The sequence below is a fragment of the Pseudomonas sp. GL-B-19 genome (assembly GCF_019956415.1).
Lineage (GTDB): Bacteria > Pseudomonadota > Gammaproteobacteria > Pseudomonadales > Pseudomonadaceae > Aquipseudomonas.
In genome coordinates, this window is record NZ_JAHBDK010000075.1 from 22319 (window position 1) to 41290 (window position 18972).

Below are 18972 nucleotides of genomic sequence, written 5' to 3' on the forward strand. Positions count from 1 at the left end.
TACCGCACATGAGCCTTCGACTGACCGTACCGTTTTCCTCCAACCAATAGCCAGTGATTGCCAACCGATCGCGGCTTATCGAGGAAAAACCATGATTGATCCTACTGCACCCTATTTTTTCGACGAGGCAGAACGCGCCTCCAATGCCCGGCAGCCCGGCGAGCGCGAAAAAGCACTGGGCTTCAACCTTGCTGACCTGAAATGGCTGAAGAACGTGTATTTGGCGACTGAGGTCGCCCGTACCGCGCAAAAAGACCCCATGTACGTTTACCTGCTGCTACTGAACAAGACAGGCACGCCGGATATTCCCTTGGCCGGCACTTTTGCCATGAGCCGGCCGGATGATGGAGAGGTCACGCTCTATACGCCGTGGAAAGGGTTGATCAAGTTCGCGGACATGGACGACCTCAAAAGTAAGCTCAAAGAGTGGCTGGCGTCGAACACTGGCAAACATGAGCTGTTGCGCTTTCTATCAATCGAACAACGCTATGCTCTGTCCGCCACCGTGAAACCTGATATTTCCACAACAGAAATCGCAGGCGCAGTGTTCCAGGACCAACAGGTCAGGCTTGAACGCAATCAAGCACAGAACATCCAAACGATGATGAGCGAACTGCTCAAGATACCAACGCTGCAATCCATGCTTGATGACACGCTGAAAATCGCATTGCACAAACCGTTTCCTGATTTGGACCAGCGTCTGACTCGACTGAAAAGTTTTATCAGTACGGTTTCAGCCTTCGACGAAGGTGAATACCAGCACACGAGTTCCTCGCTCTCACTCAATGACGCCCTCCTTCACTTTTACCTCACCAATCAGTGGCCCGCCGGCGACTCCAGAGTCTTTGCCCATCCCGGGCACGGGGTGAGCAGCGACGCCGATAACCTCGCCTGGGAAAGCGCGGTAAAAGAGATCGCCCAAAGTTTCACGCCCCACTTGCACAGCCAGCTCGATTTATTCTGGAACACGGCCATGAGTAATGGTCTGTCACGCCGGGGTTTTTTCAGTGAGGGCTTGCGCGATACGTTCCACCTCAAGCTTCTGCTCCAGCGCCAGGAGGGCACTTTGACGACGCAGGAATACCTGCAACTGATGAAAGTCAGCCTCGCGCCCACGGACGCTACGCTGCGCATCGAAAGAGTGCGGATCACCGCCCCCTTCAAGCATTACGCAGAACTGGCCTCAGCCTTGTTGATTGGCGGCGTCGACACGTTGGGTTTTTTGTACACCCCGTCTCGCGGCATCGAAGCCACTGACACGCTGTCAGCGGTCAAAAAGATCGTGCTGCAAATGCTCAAAAGCGAAGGGCATGAAGACACGCTGCTCAATTTCATGTCGCTGGATGAACGCAGCTCCTTTCTGGCCCTGCAGCCCGATGAGTGCTTGATTGAAGGCAGACCCGTCATAGGGCCGGTATTTGAAGAAGTTATGGCCAACATCCTCGACAAGCAAAAGGACAACCTCAGTCATGCCTTGAGCCGTTACCGCGAAAGCGAAGGCACGCTGTCCCCTCATGCCTTGTTTGATAATGCGCTGGATGTCCGAGGTCTGCTCGACGACCGTCTGCAGACCTGCGATGCCTCCGGCCGCTGGAGTACACGGGTCGACCAGCGCTGGAGTGCGCAACCGGTGACCGTGCGAGCCGAGTCAGCCAAGGACGGTCTGCTGCGGCTTGATTCGGTGGAGCAAGCGCTTGACCAACTCCTGGACAAGCACCCGGCTATTCCCCCAGGCCTGCGCACCCTCGCCCAGGCACAGAGCCTCATCAGTTCATCCGTGGCGAACTTGCAATCGACTTTTACCCATACCCTGTCAACGGCTTTGCGGACTGAACTGAAGCTGCGAACGGTCGCACGGACCTTGGGATCGACGGAGCAGGCCATCATCAAAACCGTGCTCGACAGCCCGGTTCACTTGCAACGAGCCGCCTTGAACGGTTTCTTGCCGGACGTATTTTCCCTGGCGTTGCAGGCAAGCGACCTTACAGACCCGTTGAAACTGGCCAGTTGCTTTGTGCTGACTGAGCGAGGAGGACTGGACCCGAAGCATTCAGGCAAGGTCATCTTGTGGACGCCTGCATCGGGATTTGAACCCTTCGAGACACTGCCACGATTACACGCCGCGCTCGATCATCGCCTGAAGGACGACGCGTTGCGTCTGACACTGCTGGAGAACCTCGGCCGTAGTGAGCGATTGCCCGGTAGAAGTTACACGCTGGCGCCGTTGCAACGGGTAAACGGGTAAACGGGTAAACGGGCATTTTCTCGATCACCTTCAAAAGCCCTATGTCCATCTCGACCAGACCTGCGTCACTCACGCACTGGCCACGCCGCTTTCCCCCGCGCCACTGACCGACCTTCTGAACCTGGTGGCGCTACGGCAACCGCTGACGGGATTACGCCGTGCCACGGACATTGCCCTTTCCCTGACGACACAACAAAAACTTCCGGCATGGCTGGCCAAAGCCTCCATCAAAGATCTGGTACTGCACGTGGAACTGCTTCAGCAATACCTCGATAACGTCAAAGACGACCAGGATTACCTGACTGGCCTGAGGTCACTGCAGCGCACGGCTCACGCTGAACTGGAAAAACAACTCAAGACAGACACCTTCGACGTCGACCCGGACAAGGTTCTGATCCAGATCAGCGCGCGCCCCACATCGCCGCCGCGTGCGCAAACCCTCACCGACTTTGCGTTGACGCCTTTCAAGGATCTGGATCAGGCGCAATTCAAACTGCAATCGCTTGATGCCACCGTGATTCCCGAAGGGATGGACGAACGCTACATCAAAGACCTGATACGAAACCTGAATCCGGGCGAGCAACAGCAGAAAATACTCAGCGCAGCCCTTGCAGACACCCCGACCAATGCAGATCGCAGAAAACGGTTTTACCGACAACTGCCCTGGCAACTGATGCATTACGCGCACACGGAAAAATTGCAGGAGCGCCTGAGCGAAACGGGGTTTGATCTGGTCCGGCAAATCATGGACATGCCCGACGCCATCGCCCGCGCGGCAGTCGACGGTGCCCACGCAATCATTCGCACCCTTGAACTCCAGGGAATCAAGCCGGCACAGACGATCAAGGTTGCGGGTGTTTATCTGATCGGTTCGGCCACCGATAGCACAGCGCCCCAAGTCCTTGTCGCGCCACACAGCCCTCGCCACGGGATCAAGGAATATGAAAACGAAGCGCAATTGCTGACAGAGTTGAAAGCGCGGGGACCACTGTTCGACTGGGTACTCACAAACCTGCCGCAGCCCGACCGGACACTGCTGGAATACCGGATGGCGATCACTCAAAACCGCGGCACCCGAGCAGCAACAACGACTTCCGACAATCACGCCAGCGAGGTCACACTGGCGTCCAATCCGATCAGGGGACACCTGTTCAGCCAGTTGCTCAACGACAACGCGGCACTGTTGGGACGATTGCTCGGTTGTCAGTCCGACGACAAAAAACACGGTGAATGGGCAACCATCAAGCACGTGCTGGGCGAAGACCTGCACGAGACGTTCTCGTTTTTCATGGGAAAACTCACTTATCCCATCACGGTGTGGCGCAGTTACCGCGACATCAAGCAATCCGCTGAAGACCTACAGACGCACAAGTGGAGAGCGGCGATAAGAGAATTCATCTACGGCATTGCTCAACTGGCTACGCTACGGCAATCCCAGGGGGTTCAAACACAGGTGTCTTCGACGCCGGATGCCGCTGTACCGCAGGCGCCCGCCACCCCATTCAAATGGCATGACGTCGACATCACCACCCCTGAACGCACGCACTTGAAGCGCCATGAAAGCATTGATGTCGACCTGGGATCACTGACATTAGATTCAACGCTTGGGCTCTACACCCATCCAAAAACCCGAAGTCATTACGCCCCCGTTGAAGGAAAAGTGTATCCAGTCGCCAAACGTGGCACCCACTGGCGCATTGCAGGCACCAAAAACCGTGGCCCTTTACTGCGCCAAAACGCCGCAAAACAATGGGTTCGGCAAAGAGGGGCGACGGAGCCTCACTTCAGCCTTGTCGACCGATTGGATACCGCATTTGCGGTGTGGGGAGGCATGAACGTCGACGCCAGTGGAATGACACAAATTCGACGATTGTTTCCATACAGAGCGCGTCAGATTGACGAGGCACTGGACCAGGCAACCACCTATACCTGGAACTGCTTTCGCAACCTGCAATTGCTGAAGACTTCCGACGACACCGTGACCCCGGTTCATCAACTCGTCGCCGACTTTATCGGCGTACCGCAAGTACTGCCGGCGCACGTGGCACAGCTTGAAAAAACCATTACTGATGTGTTTGCAGCCTTGCTGGACCCCTCGCTCAGAAAGCCCGATTCCAATCGTTTTGTGGTTGGCCGTTTGATCGAAGACGCGCAAGGTAGCTTTGCCTTCATCATTCCGAAGGACGCGAAACGAAAGTTACACTTGGCCGATAAATTCTTCGCTCCCGGCTTCGAACACTACCGCCAGCACCTGCTCGACGCGCAATTTCCTATAGGCGCCCATAGCCGTGCGATGACGATTATTCATGAGCTGTCACACATCGCTTGCAAAGCCGAGGACATTGCCTACCTGGACACCAGCCGCCCGTTCGCTGATCTGATTGGAACGTCCAGCATGATTGCCAATCAGCTCAGAACCGCGTTGACCGAGGTTCAAAGCACCGGACTTTCGCTCAAGACTCCCTATACCCAGCTATTCATGATTCAGGACCCTGATACCGACCAGTGGCAGGACCTGGGTGATACTTCTCATGAAAATACTGATCGGGTCAAAGAACATGTTTTGACGTTGACCGGCGCAGAAAACCTCAGCGGAGCCCGTCATGCGTTCAAGAAAGATTCCCTGATCAGGCTAAAGGTACTGCTGGGTAATGCCGACAGCGTCGCCTGGCTGATCGGTCATCTGGGACGCCAACTGCACGTCAATACCCCCTGACCAAAAAAATAACGTGCAATTGATGGTTAATTGCCATGACGGCTGTTCTCGCAGACTTCCCCGCAAGGTTAGAATGCCGGAAATCAGGATGAGTCAATGACCGACAATTCTCTATCGCCAGACGAATATGACGCGATCACCGATGCCGCAGCGCATTGGTGCATGCGTCTGCATGCTGTCGATTGCACCACCGAAGAACGGGTAGCCTTCGAACAATGGCGTGACGCTCATCCGCTGCATGCATTCGAATATGAAGCCATGCTGGAAATTTGGGAGGTCGCGGGGGACTTGCCGCGTCCCGAAGCGGTCGAACCCGTTGCGCGTTTCAAACCGGCCAAATCCTGGCGCAGTCTCGGCATTGCCGCCGCCGTTTGCGCAGTGGCATTGCCGCTCGCGGCTTTGAGCGGCTGGAACATGGGCTGGCTGCCGAATTCGTACCAGCACTTTGAAGCGAGTGACACTGTCCGTCAGGTCACCCTGAGCGACGGCAGCCAGGTAGAACTGAACCTTGGCAGTGAGCTGACATTCAGCAACTACAAGGATCAGCGTCGGGTGACGCTGAAAAAAGGCGAAGCGTTCTTCAATGTCAGCCATGACACGACTCACCCTTTTATCGTCCGGGCCGCAGACGGCAGGATTCGCGTCACCGGGACCCAATTCAATGTCTGGATGTACGAAGATCAGGTCCGTGTGAACCTGATCGAAGGCTCTGTGCTGGTCACCAGCAATGACGACCTTCCCGGCGATGGCTTACGTCTCGGCCCCGCCATGCAAGCGCGCTTCAAGCACGGCGACTTCACACCACAAATCAGTCAGACCTATGCCAACGACAATTCGCTGGCCTGGCGCAGTGGCAAACTGGTGCTCGATAACCTGTCACTGACCGATGCCTTGCCGTTGATCAATCGTTACCTGAGCAAACCGGTGATGGTGGCCGATCACAGCACCGGCCAGATCCGCCTCGGCGGTATCTACAACATCAAGGAACTCAACAGCCTGGTGGCTTCCCTGCCCAAGGTGCTGCCGGTTTACCTGACCCGCAACAAAGACGGTAGTCCGGTCCTCAATTCAATTCCGACCCAAACGCCTAAAAGCTGAAGGCCGCCACCCTGGCGGGGTGCGACCTTCATGTCGGGTCCAGGTGTCTTCGCTGTTAATGCGCAACTACCTTCCCGGCTTTTTCATCCTGCTCGTGAATCGTCTGCACTTGGTACTGCGGATCTGACGTGATCTGCTGCTCAGTAAAGGGCAGCACGCTCAGTTGCTTGTTCGAAAAAGCCTGTGTCTGGTCCCGCGAATACTTCGAATCCGGATCGCTGGATAACGAAAACGCGAGTAAACCCTGAGCTTGCGGCCCCTCGTCATCAAAGGTCACTACCTGCAAATAGCTGGTGCCACTGACCACTTCACGTTTGCCATCTGTTCTGGGTACGCTTTGAATGGCGTTGTACACGCCCAACGTGCCCGGCCCGCCATGAATCGGTGTTTGCTGGCCACCGCTGCTGACCACCTGAATATCACCCCAGCGCGCGTCAGGTTTCAAACCCTGGGCGTTCACTTGCTCTAGCGAAGCGAGCATGGCATCGAGAAGGGTCTTGGCGACATCCGCGCGTTCAATGGCCAGACCACGCGGGGTGTTTTGCGGATCGTTGGGATCAAACGCCACACGCCAGATATCGGGAATTTGTTGCAACGGTTCCATGACATTCTGAAAGTGCACAAACCCCAGTCCGCTGTCCAGATTCGCCCGGCGGTCCCACACATTGAAGCTGGTACACAAAGGTTTCAGCGCCACGGCATCGACCCCCAGGTCACCGGCACAGAACTGCAGCAAATCGGGCATGACCTGAGCGGCCAGATACACCTGATCGTCCATCACCATCCGCTGCAAATCCGCCGCCGTCAAAGGCCCGGCCTTGCTCAGCGTGCTCAATCGATCCAGTGCAAAACGCGAGCGCAAACCCAGCGGCTGGCCCTCCTGGCTGATCAGCGGCGAAAACCCGGTGAGCGGTTGCGCCGGGTTAGCCATCCAGGCCGAATCATTGGAGTGCTGCACAAAATCCTTGCGTGACAACTGCGGCAGCTTGTCGGCGGCAAAAATACCTTTTTGCGCCGCCTGCGGGTCGATGTCCCAGGCACACACACTGTTGGAGCCGTCGAGCAGGATCATCTGGAAGCCGGCTTGTGGATCACTGCACTTCGCCAGTTTCTCGGCGCTGACGTTGGGCACCACCGACAGATTCATGTACAGCGTTTGCCCCTGATCATCCACGGCCAGGGTGTTGACCCACGGGATACCTTGGAGGGTGTGCACCGAAGCCTGTAAATCCTTGAGGCTGGTCGCCTGGTTCATCGCATACCACTGCTGCAAGACCCGGTCGTTACCCAGGTTCGCATCGCGCAGGCTGTAGGCGAACTGTTGGTCCCAATCCAGTTTTCCCGGCCATTGCACAATCGGGCCAAATTGCGAGCTGTACACCACATGCTCAACCTGAGTGGTCCGACCATCGGCTTGCTTCACCTTCACCGTCAGGTTTTGTTTGTGCATTGGCAAGGACTGGCCGTCGAGCAGGTAGCGGGTCGAATCCTTGGGATCAAGCTGCAATCGATACAGCGTGAAGTGTTTGGACGAATCCACGGTGTGGGTCCAGGCCAGGTGCTGGTTGAAGCCGATGTTGATCATCGGCAAACCCGGCAGCGCCGCGCCCATCACATCCAGCTTGCCGGGAATCGTCAGATGCATCTGATAGAAGCGCATCCCGCCAACCCAGGGGAAATGCGGATTGGCCAGCAACATCCCGCGACCATTGAACGATCGTTCGCTGCCGATGGCCACGGCGTTACTGCCGCGATCCAGCGCAAACCGTTGCAGGCGCGACGCGGCCACCTGGAAGGACGATGGTTCACCGATCACCTGCGTGACAGCGTTGGGTGGCGTGGCACCGGCCAGCGCTTCGGCAAACTGCCCTACCCCACCTTCGACCAGCAGACGCCGGGTCAACTTGACCAGGTCCTGGGCGCTAATCTCGCGCACCCACGACCCCTGACACTGTGCCGGCAAGCCCCGTGCATGACGTTCCGCCAGCGAACGGTTGTAGCCGGCTGCATAACCTTCCATGAGTTGCTGTATTTCAGGCGTTTGCGCCTGCCAGAAACCGGCGACGGCTTCAGGGGTATTCAACCAGGTGAAAAACAGGTCGCTGACCAGATTTTCGCGCTCCTCGACCGTCATCTGCTCCGGGCCGAAATACCGTGAACGCTCACCATTGACAGTGACAATTTCATTGGCCAGCAAACACAGGTTGTCCTGAGCGTAAACGTACCCGATGCCATAACCGAGCCCTCGCTCGTTGTCGGCACGAATGTGTGGCACGCCAAAACTGGTGCGGCGAACATCAGCGCTCGCCTGTTCTGGCTGACTGCGCGCGTTTGCCGCAAGACTCAACCCCACTAAAAACGCTGCAAGGCTTAACCTGGTTAACTGCCTGGAAATAATCACGCTCGCTCCTGATCGAAAAGACAAACACCCTGCCGTCTCTCTGAAACGAAACAAAAGTCAAAAATTTAGGCCTGCAAAGACACTCCAGATGGCCTTCATGACATGCTGCTCACATGGCGTCGACAAATTTTCTACATTCAGGCCTTCACTATTTGCCGCGCTCGTCCGTCTAATGATGGAGAGCACCCATCACATTTTCTGGCTGGCTCGGAAAAGGAGTTTTTGCATGTACAACTCGCAACTGCCAACGGACGGTAGCAACGCGCCAACGGGCCCTGCCATGGGCTCCGCCATTTTCGATCAGCGCGTCGAGCGCAATGGCAATGAGCGCATCCGATTGCTGCTCAAAAGCTTTGGCCTGCGAACCAGTCTGGTTCGCCTGAAAGTCATTGACGCCTTGCTGGCCGCCGCCGAAAGCGAACGCAGCCTTGGCGTGCGCGGTGTGCACAGCCAGTTGCTGGACCTGGATATACCCCTGTCCTTTCTCAGTGTGCGGGAAGTGTTGAAACGATTGTGCAGCGAAGGCGTGATCATGCTCAATCCAGACAAAAGCTACAGCCTGCATCCGCACGCTGTAGCCATGCTCCATCGCGAGCCGTCAGCTCAAGGGGCGTCGCTCAAGGCTTGACCTTGCGACGCATCATGCCGTTGATCACCACTACGATCACCGCCACACCGATGGCGATGTACTGAAACAGTTTCTCGCTGATGACACCTTCGTTTTGCAGATACGAAAGGCCGAACATGATCCCCAGCACGACCAGGGAGATCAGAATCGAGTATTTCAAACGTTGCGATTGAGTCATTGCGAGTTCCTGAACCTGAAAAAGTATCCGCTTTGTATCCGAATGCATGCCCCCCCTACCTTTCTACGGGGGATAGCGCGCTGCAAACGGGCTCTCATGTTACAGCCGATGAAGAGATTTGGCTTCATGACGGCGCTAACCATGAGGATTTTGAAAGGTTTCGTCGAATCACACCGCTGACTCCCCTGCTGGCGCTCGTAACGTTCACGCGTTAGAAGATCCATCCCCCCTGAACAAATGCCCGCCCTGCCGCGGGCATTTTCGTACCGGCTCAGTTACTTCTTCCATTCCTGCCGCCGCACTTCGAAACATAGCGAAAATTATTGAAGCTTTGAGTCTCAATCGTTCAATGGAGCTATAGCTCTTTGATGAATACTCTTGCCACGCCACAACAATATCGCTACTTAACTTCGCGCAAAATGCAGGGATGTCATGGACAAGCCTTTAATCAACATAAGCCCGCATCATTTGCTTGGCTTTTGCCTCGCAATAACATTATTCGAACTACTGACTTATATGGCCAGTGACATGATCATGCCGGCGATGTTGACCGTCACTCATGAACTGAATGCCAGTGCGCAGCATGTTCCTTTTGCCTTCAATCTGTATTTGGCAGGGGGCGTACTTTTACAATGGCTTATCGGCCCGCTCTCCGATCACTTGGGCCGCCGCAAGATGTTACTCATTGGTTGTGCGGTATTCACGGTGGCCTGTAGCGCGGCGTTCAGTGTGCAAAGCATTTATACGTTCAACGGACTACGTCTGATTCAGGGCATGGGGCTGGGGTTTGTGATTGCCGTCAGTTACCCGGCCTTGCAAGAAGTGTTTTGTGAAGCGGACGCGGTAAAAATCATGGCGCTGCTGGGAAACGTTGCACTGCTTTCTCCCCTTCTCGGGCCATTGCTTGGCAGCCTGCTGCTGGAGTGGCTGAGCTGGCGGGAACTGTTTTTACTGCTGGGTATCGGCGGCATGGGAGTCTGGTCAGCACTTTACGTATTCATGCCGGAAACCGTGGGTACGTTGCGCCACGACGGTCAGCGCCTGATGGCTGTGCCGTTTGAATGGCGTGGCACCGTGCGCCGTTACACCGCGTTGCTCACCAATGCGCGATTCCTGAGCGCCACTGTCGCGCTGGGTGTGATGAGCCTGCCATTGATTGCCTGGATCGGGCTGGCGCCGCTGTTGTTGATGCAAAACCTGGGGGGCTCTTCGCTTGAATACGGCCTGTGGCAAATCCCGGTATTTGCCTGCGTGATTGTTGGCAATCTGATACTCAACCGATTGATCGCCAACACTGAACTGCCACAACTGATTCGATACGCGCTCTGGCCGTTATGCGGTGGGCTCATTGCTTTGGTCACCCTCAGTGTCTGCGGCGTTTCGACACCTTTGCTGATCGGTTGCCTTGGGCTTTACGCCGTCGGCCTTGGCATGAGCAATGCCGCGCTGTATCGCCTTGCGTTGTTTTCAAGCGATGACAGCAAGGGGCTGGTCTCGGCCATGATCGGCATGATCTCGATCGTTGTCATGGGGGGCGGCGGCTCGATTCTCGCGGCAGCCGGCGCTGGCAACAGCCATGAATCCTTCTCCCTGATGGCGGGTATCGCAGGGCTCGTGTGCCTGCTTCCCTTGCGATTTTTTCTGCGACGCCAACCTGTCGCGCTTGCCGTCTGATCCCTGACCAGAGGTCGTTTGATGATCCACTTACCCCACACTGATGCGCTGTGCGCGTTAGCGAAACCCTATTGCCCGGATTCGGTGCCCGACAGCCTGTTCGATCAGGCCATGCGCGAAATCAGCCTGTTCCATTTTCAGCACACACCGGGCTATGAACGCTGGCTGCACGCCAATGGGCTTGATGCCAAGGCGCTTGAATCGATGGATGACTGGTCAAGACTGCCGCCGATTTTTGCCCACTATTTCAAACGCCGTTTATTGACGGGTCCTTCGGGCGAAGGCGCGCTGGAGCTGACATCGTCCGGCACCAGCGGCCAGAAAAGTCGCATGCGCTATGACGCACGCAGCATGGCCGCCGCCCAAGGCATGGTCAGCCACATTTTCCGGCACTACGGCTGGGACACCCCCAACAGCCCCTGCAACTACTTGCTGCTGAGCTATGAACCCGAAGCGGCCATTAGCCTGGGGACCGCCTACACCGATCAGTTTCTGTGTAGCTATGCGCCGGTCAACCGAGTCGCCTACGGATTGCGCCTGACCGGCAGAGGGCACGCATTCGACCTGTTCGGGGTTGTCCGCGCCTTGCAGGAATTCGCCGAAGAAGGTTTGCCCGTGCGCATTCTCGGCTTTCCAGCGTTCCTGTCCCAGGCGTTGCAGCACATGGACGACACGGGCCTGGCGGACCTCAAGCTGCCGGCCAAGTCATTGGTGTTTCTCGGAGGCGGCTGGAAAACCCAGGCGGCACAGGAGATTCCTCTGTCGCAGTTGTATCAACGCATCAACCGTCAATTGGGTATCGCACTGTCCCGCTGCCGGGATGGCTATGGTGCCGTGGAGCACGCCGTGCCTTACATCCAGTGTGCTCACCAGCACTTCCATGTGCCGATTTATTCGAAGGTTTTCGTGCGCAATCCCGCCAATTTCAGTGTCCAGCCCTACGGTCAGCGTGGCTTGCTGGAGTTCGTCTCTCCCTACATTTCTTCAAGCCCGGCGCATGCCGTGGTGATGGGGGATCTGGCGACGCTGCACCCCGGCGCAACCTGCGGGTGCGGCCTGGCAACCGACTGGTTTGAACTGCATGGACGCGCCGGAACCACTGCCAGCCGAAGCTGCGCGATGGCCGCGTCCGAACTGATTGGAGGGGCATGACATGTACTTGATCAATGGCCAACTGCACGACGATGTCAACCTTGAGACAACCCTTGAAGGGCTGCACCAACAACTTCCCAGGCTGCTGAATGCGCCGATCGACAGCGATACCGTGATCGAAACCGCCGTGCAATTTGCTGTGCAATTGCAGGCAAACAGATTCGATCTACCCCTCGACGATGAACAACGCCAGGGGCTTATCGACTTTTGCCAGCGCAGCACCCTCAGCACCAAGCTTGAGCGAGAACTGGGTGTGCAACCCCGCTCGCTACGGCGCATCGATTACCAGCAAGCGCGCTTTGAAAGTTGGCATCCGCTGGGACTGGTGGTGCATGTGACGCCAGGCAATGCACCGCTGCTGGCGTTCTGCGCGGTCGTTGAAAGCCTGTTGGCCGGCAACGTCAACTGGCTTCGCCCCAGCTCCAGCGATGAAGGATTGACCGCGCGATTACTCGCAGCCCTGGTGCAGTGCGACACCAGCGAGACGCTGGCTGATTTCATTGCGGTGCTGCCTGTCAGCACGGCACAGATCCCTCAACTTTGCGCTCACGCCGATGGCGTATCGGCCTGGGGCGGCGAACAGGCGCTTAAAGCCGTTCGTCAGCACATCCCGGCCGGGTGTCGCTGGATCGATTGGGGCCACAGAATCAGTTTCGCTTACCTGTCGCCGGATGCGGCCACTGCGTCAACGCTGGATGCATTGGTGGATGAGGTCTGCAGTCTGGATCAACAAGCCTGCTCCAGCCCACAATGGTTGCTGGTCGACAGTGACGATCCGGCGGTTTTACAGGACTTGGGGGAGCGACTGGCCGAGTCGTTCAAACGCCGCGCCAACCACTGGCCGGCACTGGTTCCGAACGATCAGGAAGCGTCGGAAATCACCACCCGCAGCGCCATGGCGCGACTGGAACATTGCTTTGCGAACCAGCTCGGCCAGGTCTGGACCGGCGCCGGATGGCGAATTATCTGGGAACACCATCAAGCGCTGTCACCGTCTCCGCTGTTTCGTACGCTGTTGCTCAAACCCGTACCGCAGCACTTGATCGCCCAGACACTACTGCCGTGGCGTAACGTGCTGCAAAGCTGCGCGTTGATCTGTTCGGCTACACAAACGCCGCTGTTGGTGCGCACGCTGGTCAACGCGGGGGTCACGCGCATTGCGCCCTGCGGGTCTATTCATGACGGCTACGCCGGTGAGCCGCATGACGGTGTCTACGCGTTGGCGCGCCTGAGTCGCCGCCTCTCGGTGAGTTTGCCACCGAATGCGGTGACTGGCCGGGCAACACTCGACGCGCTACCCGCTGCACCTGATACACACCAAGCGCCGGTCATGGATAAAAACGCGTTCATGACCCAGCCCATCAGGGCCGCGGCACAGCTGTATTTTCGTTCGGGTGGAAGCAGCGGCACGCCGGCGCTGGCGGGGTTCAGCTATCGCGACTTCCAGCGGCAGATGCGCGCGGCGGCCGACGGCCTGTTCGCCGCCGGCCTCGACCCTGCGACAGACCGGGTGATGAACCTGTTTTACGGCGGCAGCTTGTACGGCGGCTTTTCCAGTTTTACCAAGGTACTTGAGCAGATGGGAATGACCCATTTCCCGATGGGGGCACCGCCGAATGACGACTTCAGCGAAATAGCGCAAATGATCGCCGACCACCGCGTCACTGTGTTGATCGGCATGCCGAGTACCTTGCACCGCCTGTTCTTCAACGAGCAAGAGCGTCTTCGCACTTATGGCGGCATCCACAAGGTGTTCCTCGGCGGCGAACATCCGGCACAGGCCAGCCTGAGCCTGATGGAAAGCTGTGGCGTATTGCAGATTCGCTCGGCGATCTATGGCTCGGTAGACGCCGGCCCTCTTGGGCATGCCTGCACGGCGACGGCCAATGGGGTGTTTCATTTGATGTGCGATACCCAGCATCTGGAAATCGTGCACATGGAACAGGATGTGCCGGTTCAGGCCGATGAGGTCGGTCGTTTGCTGTTCACGTCCCGGGCACGCCAAGGCCAGGACGTGCGCCGGTATGACGTTGGCGACACCGGTCGATGGGTACCCGGCCCCTGCCCTTGTGGACTCGACTCGCCGCGATTCGAGTTGCTGCAACGCCACGGCAAGCTGCTGCGGGTCGGTACACAATTCATTTCACCGGCGGCTCTGCAAGACAGTGTCGGCAGGCCGATTCAAATGGTCCTGGAGCATGCGCCGGATGGCATGGAGCGGCTGCGCGTTTTAGTCAATTCAAACACTGGCGACGTCCACCAATCCCTATTGACTGATGAAGCACTGGCGCACGCGGTGAACGATGGCTTTTTAACGGTGGAAATCCACGTGTGCGCTGAATCAGCGTTCACAAGAAATCCACACAGCGGTAAAACCCCATTGGTCATTGATAACCGATATAAATAGACCCTTTGTTTGCAACAGCTTGTTTTTAACCGCCCAAACGCCTGATAAAAAAGAGAACCCAGTGAATTCAATTTATTCGCTTGAACAACTCGTGCCTTATATAAGGCAACACTCAAACTTCTACAGTAAACAACTGCAACACTTACCAGCACAAGGCATTACTTTAAAAGATCTACCGCTGACCAACGCGATTGATTATTGGACAGACAGTAACGACTTGAATTATTGGCCGGTGCTGACCGGGCAAGTCGATAACGGGCTAGTATTTAAAACCGGCGGATCGACCAGCCACGGCAAACTGAGTGTTTATACGTCCAATGAATGGCTCACACTGGTGAGCACTTTCGGCGACAGTGTTACTGCTCAATTGGAGGACGGTGACCGGGTCGCCAATCTGTTTTTTTCCGGCGATCTTTACGCCAGCTTTGTGTTCATCCATGACTCACTGGCGCACGTCAAAAAGTCCATCTGTGAGTTCCCGTTCACAGGCAGTGTCGACATGGATGTGTTGGCCGATGCGGTGGATCAGCATCGGATCAACGTGCTGGTCGGCGTACCGGCGCAGTTGTTGCGGTTCGCCGCCTACCTGCACCAGCATCAGCGCGTGCTATTGGAGGTTGAAACATTGCTGTACGGCGGCGAAAGCCTTTTCCCCGCACAAATAGCCATTCTCAAGTCGGTATTGCCCAATGTGCGCATTGCCTCCATCGGCTACGCCAGTGTCGATGCCGGCCTGATCGGCGCCAGCAGTCGTGATTGCGCCATGGGTGAGCACCGGGTGTTTGAACCACACATCTTGCTGGAAATTGTCGATGAACTCACCGGGGAAGTCATAGAAGACTGTGATCGCACCGGTTTGCTGGTGGTCACCAACCTGACTCGCCGGCTCATGCCACTGCTGCGTTATCCGGTGGGCGACCGCGCTTGCTGGCGTGAGCCGGGTACAGCGCCCAAACGCAAATTCGCACTCAAGGGACGCAGCGCCCACAGCCAGCGGGTCCGAGTGGGTTCGCTGTCGTTGCTGGTCGATGAAATCCTGCTGATCGTGCAGCGCATCGCTCACAGCGATCAATGGCAGTTGTTGATCGAGCAAGAGGGACACAAAGACATCGTGACTGTGAAGTGGGTGCCTGACACGCCATCAACCGCCACCGCCCCCGTCTGCAGCGCGTTGCATGAAGCGCTGGCCATGCACTATCCCGGCATTGGGCAACTGAATCGGGAGGGGCTGCTGGTGTTGCGCGTGTTGTCCTGCGCGGTCACCGATTTGCAACTTCACCCGCGATCCGGCAAGCAGATGCGCGTCCTGGACTTGCGTGTGTATGACACACCTTCAACGGAGCGTGCGTGATGTCGGACCTTGTTTATCGTCGCTACCAACCCAGTGATGCACACGACGTGAGCCAGTTGTTTCGCGTGGTCTATGGGGATCATTACGTTCAACCGGATGTTTATCTGCCGAACATGATCAGCCAGCACAATGCCGATGGCCGCTGGACCTCGATGCTGGCAGTAGACGGCCAACGGGTTCTGGGGCATGCCGCGTTATGCAACGACACACTGACGGATACCACGGAACTGGCCCTCTGCGTGGTCCATCCCGCCGCACAAAGGCAAAATATCGCGACGAACCTGAGTCGGGAATTACTGATGCAGGCGGGTTTGCTGGGGTTCAGCAGTGTCTTGATCAAACAGGTCACCCACCATCCCTACACGCAACGCATGGCGCAAAGCATTGGCTTCCACAGCACCGGATTACTCCCCGATTACGTACCGTCGCCTTTCGCCGAGTCGCTACCGGAATCCATCGTGATCGGTTGTTATGTGGCCCAAGGGAACTTGCGCGCACTGCCTGACATTCCGTGGCCCGAGAGTTGCCGCAGGTTGATGCAGCGTTTGAGCGCTGTGTTCGGGACTTCTCGGGTCACGACATCGCCCGACTCGATACCGTTGCACATCAGGCAACACCATCAGCGCTATGCCATCGCCATTCACCGCTTGAGCGACAGGCTGATGGACCAGCTCTCGGGGTTGCCCGGCCATTGGCTTATCTCAGTCAAACTCGCGTTGTCACGGCACTTTGCCGAAGACCTGCACCGTTTGACGATGCGCGGTTTCACCTTCACCGGATTGATGCCCGTGCCCAGCCACCATGGATGGTTCGCCCTGTTTCATCGTGGGGCGCAGCCGCGCCACCTCAACCTGCATTGCCCTGACATGCAACAGTTGCACGAGGACTTGCAGCGCAATGTCAGGGCACTGGACAGCGCGTGTTCAGCCGCTTGAATCCTTTCTGTAAACGTTAAGTCCCGGCTGCGCGCAAAGCTCCACCAACCAATCGACAAACACCCTCACCCGCCGGGACAACTGGCGGTGAGGTGGATAAAGCGCCGTCAGCGGCATTACCGGTGGCGGCACCTTGGCGAGCACTTCACACAGACGGCCTTCTTCGAACTGGCGGGCAACGTGGTAGTACGGGGTCTGAATCAGTCCATACCCCGCCTCACAGGCCGCCAGGTAACCATCGGCGCTGTTGACCGCGACCTGTTTGGGCAAATCCATGAGTTGAACCTCGTCATTGACCATGAATTCGAGCCCGTAACGCTTACCGGTACTGCCGGAGAAATATTCCACCATCCGGTGCCCCGCAAGGTCAGCCAGGCACTCAGGCGTTCCGTGGCGTTGCAAGTAGTCAGGGCTGGCACACGTGACCTGATCCAGCCTGACCAATGGCCGTGCCACCAATGAATCATCCAGCGCCAAGCCACCGCGCAGCACACAGTCGACCCCTTCGCGAATCAGATCGACGGGGCGGTCGTTCAAGCCGATTTCCAAATCGATCAAAGGATAACGGCGGGTGAATTCTGGCAGCGCCGGAATCACGATCAAACGCCCGACCCCTGCCGGCATGTCCACGCGCAGCAGGCCTTTGGGGTTATGTCGCGCGGCGGAAAACACCGCTTCGGTCTCCTCCAGATCTGCCAGTAACCGCACACAACGGGGGTAATAGGCTGCGCCGTCGAGGGTCAGGCTGAGCTGTCGCGTGGTGCGTTGCAGCAGTTGCACCCCGAGGTGCGCTTCAAGCTGCTTGATCAGCGTGGTGACCGACGCTCGGGGTAATTGCAGGCTGTCTGCCGCTTTGGCAAACCCGCCGAGTTCGACGATTCGGGCAAACACGCGCATGGCGTTGAAACGGTCCATTGCGAAGGCGTCTCTGATGATTATTTAGAAAAAACGAACAGTGATAGCAGTTTTAGCCGGTTTATCTTGTTTTTACCAAGAGCAACACTGTGCTTTCACACCACAGGGAGTTGATTTCATGCAAACACGTCAATTGGGCAAAAACGGCCCGCAGGTATCCGCCATCGGCCTGGGCTGCATGGGCATGACCGATTTCTATACCACGGGCGTGAACACCCGTGAGGCCACCGCCACCTTGCATCGCGCGCTCGAACTCGGGATCAACCTGCTCGACACCGCGGACATGTACGGCCCTCACACCAACGAAGAATTGATCGGCAACGCCATTGCCGGTAAACGCGACCAGGTGTTTCTGGCAAGCAAGTTCGGCATTGTCCGTGACTCGTCCAACCCTACCGCACGGGGTGTGAATGGCCGACCGGAATACATTCGCGAATCCATCGACGGCACACTCAAACGCCTCAACGTGGAAACCCTCGACTTGTATTACCAGCACCGCATCGATCCGCAGGTGGCCATCGAAGAAACCGTCGGCGCCATGGCCGAGTTGGTCAAGGCCGGCAAGGTGCGCTACCTGGGCTTGAGCGAGGCGTCGGCCGCCACGCTGGAGCGGGCGCATAAAGTGCATCCCATCAGTGCGCTGCAAAGTGAGTATTCGTTGTGGAGCCGCGATCAGGAGGAGAACGGCTGCCTCGCCGCGTGCCAGCGACTGGGCGTGGCGTTTGTGCCCTACAGCCCATTGGGGCGCGGCTTTCTGACGGGCGCACTGAAAAGCCCGGATGACTTTGCGGCGGATGATTACCGTCGTTTCAGCCCGCGTTTTCAAGGGGAAAACTTTGCGAAGAATCTGCTGCTGGTGCAGCAGGTACAGGCATTAGCGGCGGACAAGGGTGTGACAGCGGGCCAGTTGGCGTTGGCCTGGGTGCTGGCGCAAGGTGACTACCTGATCCCGATTCCAGGGACCAAACAACGCAAATACCTTGAAGAGAACATCGCCGCACTGGAGGTAAAACTCAGCCACGACGAGTTGCAAGCGCTGGAAGCGATATTCCCGGCGAATGCCACCGCAGGCTTGCGCTACCCCGAGGAAGTCATGAAGTTGCTCGACCGCTAGCAACAGCCGTTCAAGGTTCAGTGAATACCTGACCCGGTGGGACCTGACCTTGTGGGAGCGAGCCTGCTCGCGATGGCGGCGTGTCATTTAACGATACTGGCGACTGACACCCCCCCATCGCGATGCAGGCTCGCTCCCACATGGGTCCGCATTGCTTA

At 57.3% G+C, this 18972-nt stretch carries 11 protein-coding genes and 1 pseudogene; 9 read left to right on the forward strand and 3 right to left on the reverse strand.

Annotated features, from left to right (window positions below):
• The first annotated feature begins 91 nt into the window (after nt 1–91).
• Nucleotides 92–4961 (forward strand): annotated as a pseudogene (locus tag KGB06_RS25265) (dermonecrotic toxin domain-containing protein).
• Nucleotides 4962–5057: 96 nt separating this feature from the next.
• Nucleotides 5058–6059 carry a FecR family protein gene (locus KGB06_RS25270; protein ID WP_223520615.1) on the forward strand — a complete coding sequence of 334 codons (1002 nt, stop codon included), beginning with the start codon at nt 5058–5060 and terminating at the stop codon, nt 6057–6059.
• A 55-nt stretch (nt 6060–6114) separates the two neighbouring features.
• On the opposite strand, the gene KGB06_RS25275 is transcribed toward KGB06_RS25270, so the two are convergent.
• Nucleotides 6115–8460 carry an acylase gene (locus KGB06_RS25275; RefSeq protein ID WP_223520617.1) on the reverse strand — a complete coding sequence of 782 codons (2346 nt, stop codon included), beginning with the start codon at nt 8458–8460 and terminating at the stop codon, nt 6115–6117.
• Between the two features lie 226 nt (nt 8461–8686).
• On the opposite strand from KGB06_RS25275, the gene KGB06_RS25280 reads away from it, so the two are divergent.
• Nucleotides 8687–9088, forward strand: coding sequence for a fe2+ zn2+ uptake regulation protein (locus KGB06_RS25280; protein WP_223520619.1), 402 nt, complete (start codon nt 8687–8689; stop codon nt 9086–9088).
• Here the strand turns inward: KGB06_RS25280 and KGB06_RS25285 are convergent.
• Nucleotides 9078–9266: a hypothetical protein gene (locus KGB06_RS25285; protein WP_223520621.1), complete on the reverse strand. Its 189-nt coding sequence runs from the start codon at nt 9264–9266 to the stop codon at nt 9078–9080. The genes KGB06_RS25280 and KGB06_RS25285 overlap by 11 nt on opposite strands.
• Nucleotides 9267–9698: 432 nt before the next feature.
• Here KGB06_RS25285 and KGB06_RS25290 point away from each other — a divergent pair, with 432 nt between their 5' ends.
• From KGB06_RS25290 to KGB06_RS25310, 5 genes are all read left to right on the forward strand, one after another.
• The gene (locus KGB06_RS25290; RefSeq protein WP_223520623.1) at nt 9699–10940 is read left to right on the forward strand and encodes an MFS transporter; all 1242 of its coding nucleotides are present in this window, start codon (nt 9699–9701) and stop codon (nt 10938–10940) included.
• A 21-nt stretch (nt 10941–10961) separates the two neighbouring features.
• The gene (locus KGB06_RS25295; RefSeq protein ID WP_223520625.1) at nt 10962–12092 is read left to right on the forward strand and encodes an acyl-protein synthase; all 1131 of its coding nucleotides are present in this window, start codon (nt 10962–10964) and stop codon (nt 12090–12092) included.
• A 1-nt stretch (nt 12093) separates the two neighbouring features.
• Nucleotides 12094–14499 (forward strand): aldehyde dehydrogenase family protein, encoded by a 2406-nt coding sequence (locus KGB06_RS25300; protein ID WP_223520627.1) that lies wholly within the window; start codon nt 12094–12096, stop codon nt 14497–14499.
• A 61-nt stretch (nt 14500–14560) separates the two neighbouring features.
• The gene (locus KGB06_RS25305; RefSeq protein ID WP_223520629.1) at nt 14561–15850 is read left to right on the forward strand and encodes a phenylacetate--CoA ligase family protein; all 1290 of its coding nucleotides are present in this window, start codon (nt 14561–14563) and stop codon (nt 15848–15850) included.
• Nucleotides 15850–16785 (forward strand): GNAT family N-acetyltransferase, encoded by a 936-nt coding sequence (locus tag KGB06_RS25310; protein WP_223520631.1) that lies wholly within the window; start codon nt 15850–15852, stop codon nt 16783–16785. Before KGB06_RS25305 ends, KGB06_RS25310 begins: the two co-directional genes overlap by 1 nt.
• Here the strand turns inward: KGB06_RS25310 and KGB06_RS25315 are convergent.
• A complete protein-coding gene (locus tag KGB06_RS25315) occupies nt 16774–17700 on the reverse strand; it encodes a LysR family transcriptional regulator (protein ID WP_223520633.1) in 927 nt (308 codons plus the stop codon). The genes KGB06_RS25310 and KGB06_RS25315 overlap by 12 nt on opposite strands.
• 118 nt (nt 17701–17818) lie before the next feature.
• Here KGB06_RS25315 and KGB06_RS25320 point away from each other — a divergent pair, with 118 nt between their 5' ends.
• Nucleotides 17819–18814, forward strand: a complete 996-nt coding sequence (locus KGB06_RS25320) for an aldo/keto reductase (RefSeq protein ID WP_223520635.1) — start codon at nt 17819–17821, stop codon at nt 18812–18814.
• The last annotated feature ends 158 nt before the right edge of the window (nt 18815–18972 follow it).

Excerpts from the sequence above, each read along its gene's own strand:
- KGB06_RS25270 (WP_223520615.1), top strand. The coding sequence starts at position 5,058 with ATGACCGACAATTCTCTATCGCCAGACGAATATGACGCGATCACCGAT.
- KGB06_RS25280 (WP_223520619.1), top strand. The coding sequence starts at position 8,687 with ATGTACAACTCGCAACTGCCAACGGACGGTAGCAACGCGCCAACGGGC.
- KGB06_RS25285 (WP_223520621.1), bottom strand. The coding sequence starts at position 9,266 with ATGACTCAATCGCAACGTTTGAAATACTCGATTCTGATCTCCCTGGTC.
- KGB06_RS25290 (WP_223520623.1), top strand. The coding sequence starts at position 9,699 with ATGGACAAGCCTTTAATCAACATAAGCCCGCATCATTTGCTTGGCTTT.
- KGB06_RS25295 (WP_223520625.1), top strand. The coding sequence starts at position 10,962 with ATGATCCACTTACCCCACACTGATGCGCTGTGCGCGTTAGCGAAACCC.
- KGB06_RS25300 (WP_223520627.1), top strand. The coding sequence starts at position 12,094 with ATGTACTTGATCAATGGCCAACTGCACGACGATGTCAACCTTGAGACA.
- KGB06_RS25310 (WP_223520631.1), top strand. The coding sequence starts at position 15,850 with ATGTCGGACCTTGTTTATCGTCGCTACCAACCCAGTGATGCACACGAC.
- KGB06_RS25315 (WP_223520633.1), bottom strand. The coding sequence starts at position 17,700 with ATGGACCGTTTCAACGCCATGCGCGTGTTTGCCCGAATCGTCGAACTC.
- KGB06_RS25320 (WP_223520635.1), top strand. The coding sequence starts at position 17,819 with ATGCAAACACGTCAATTGGGCAAAAACGGCCCGCAGGTATCCGCCATC.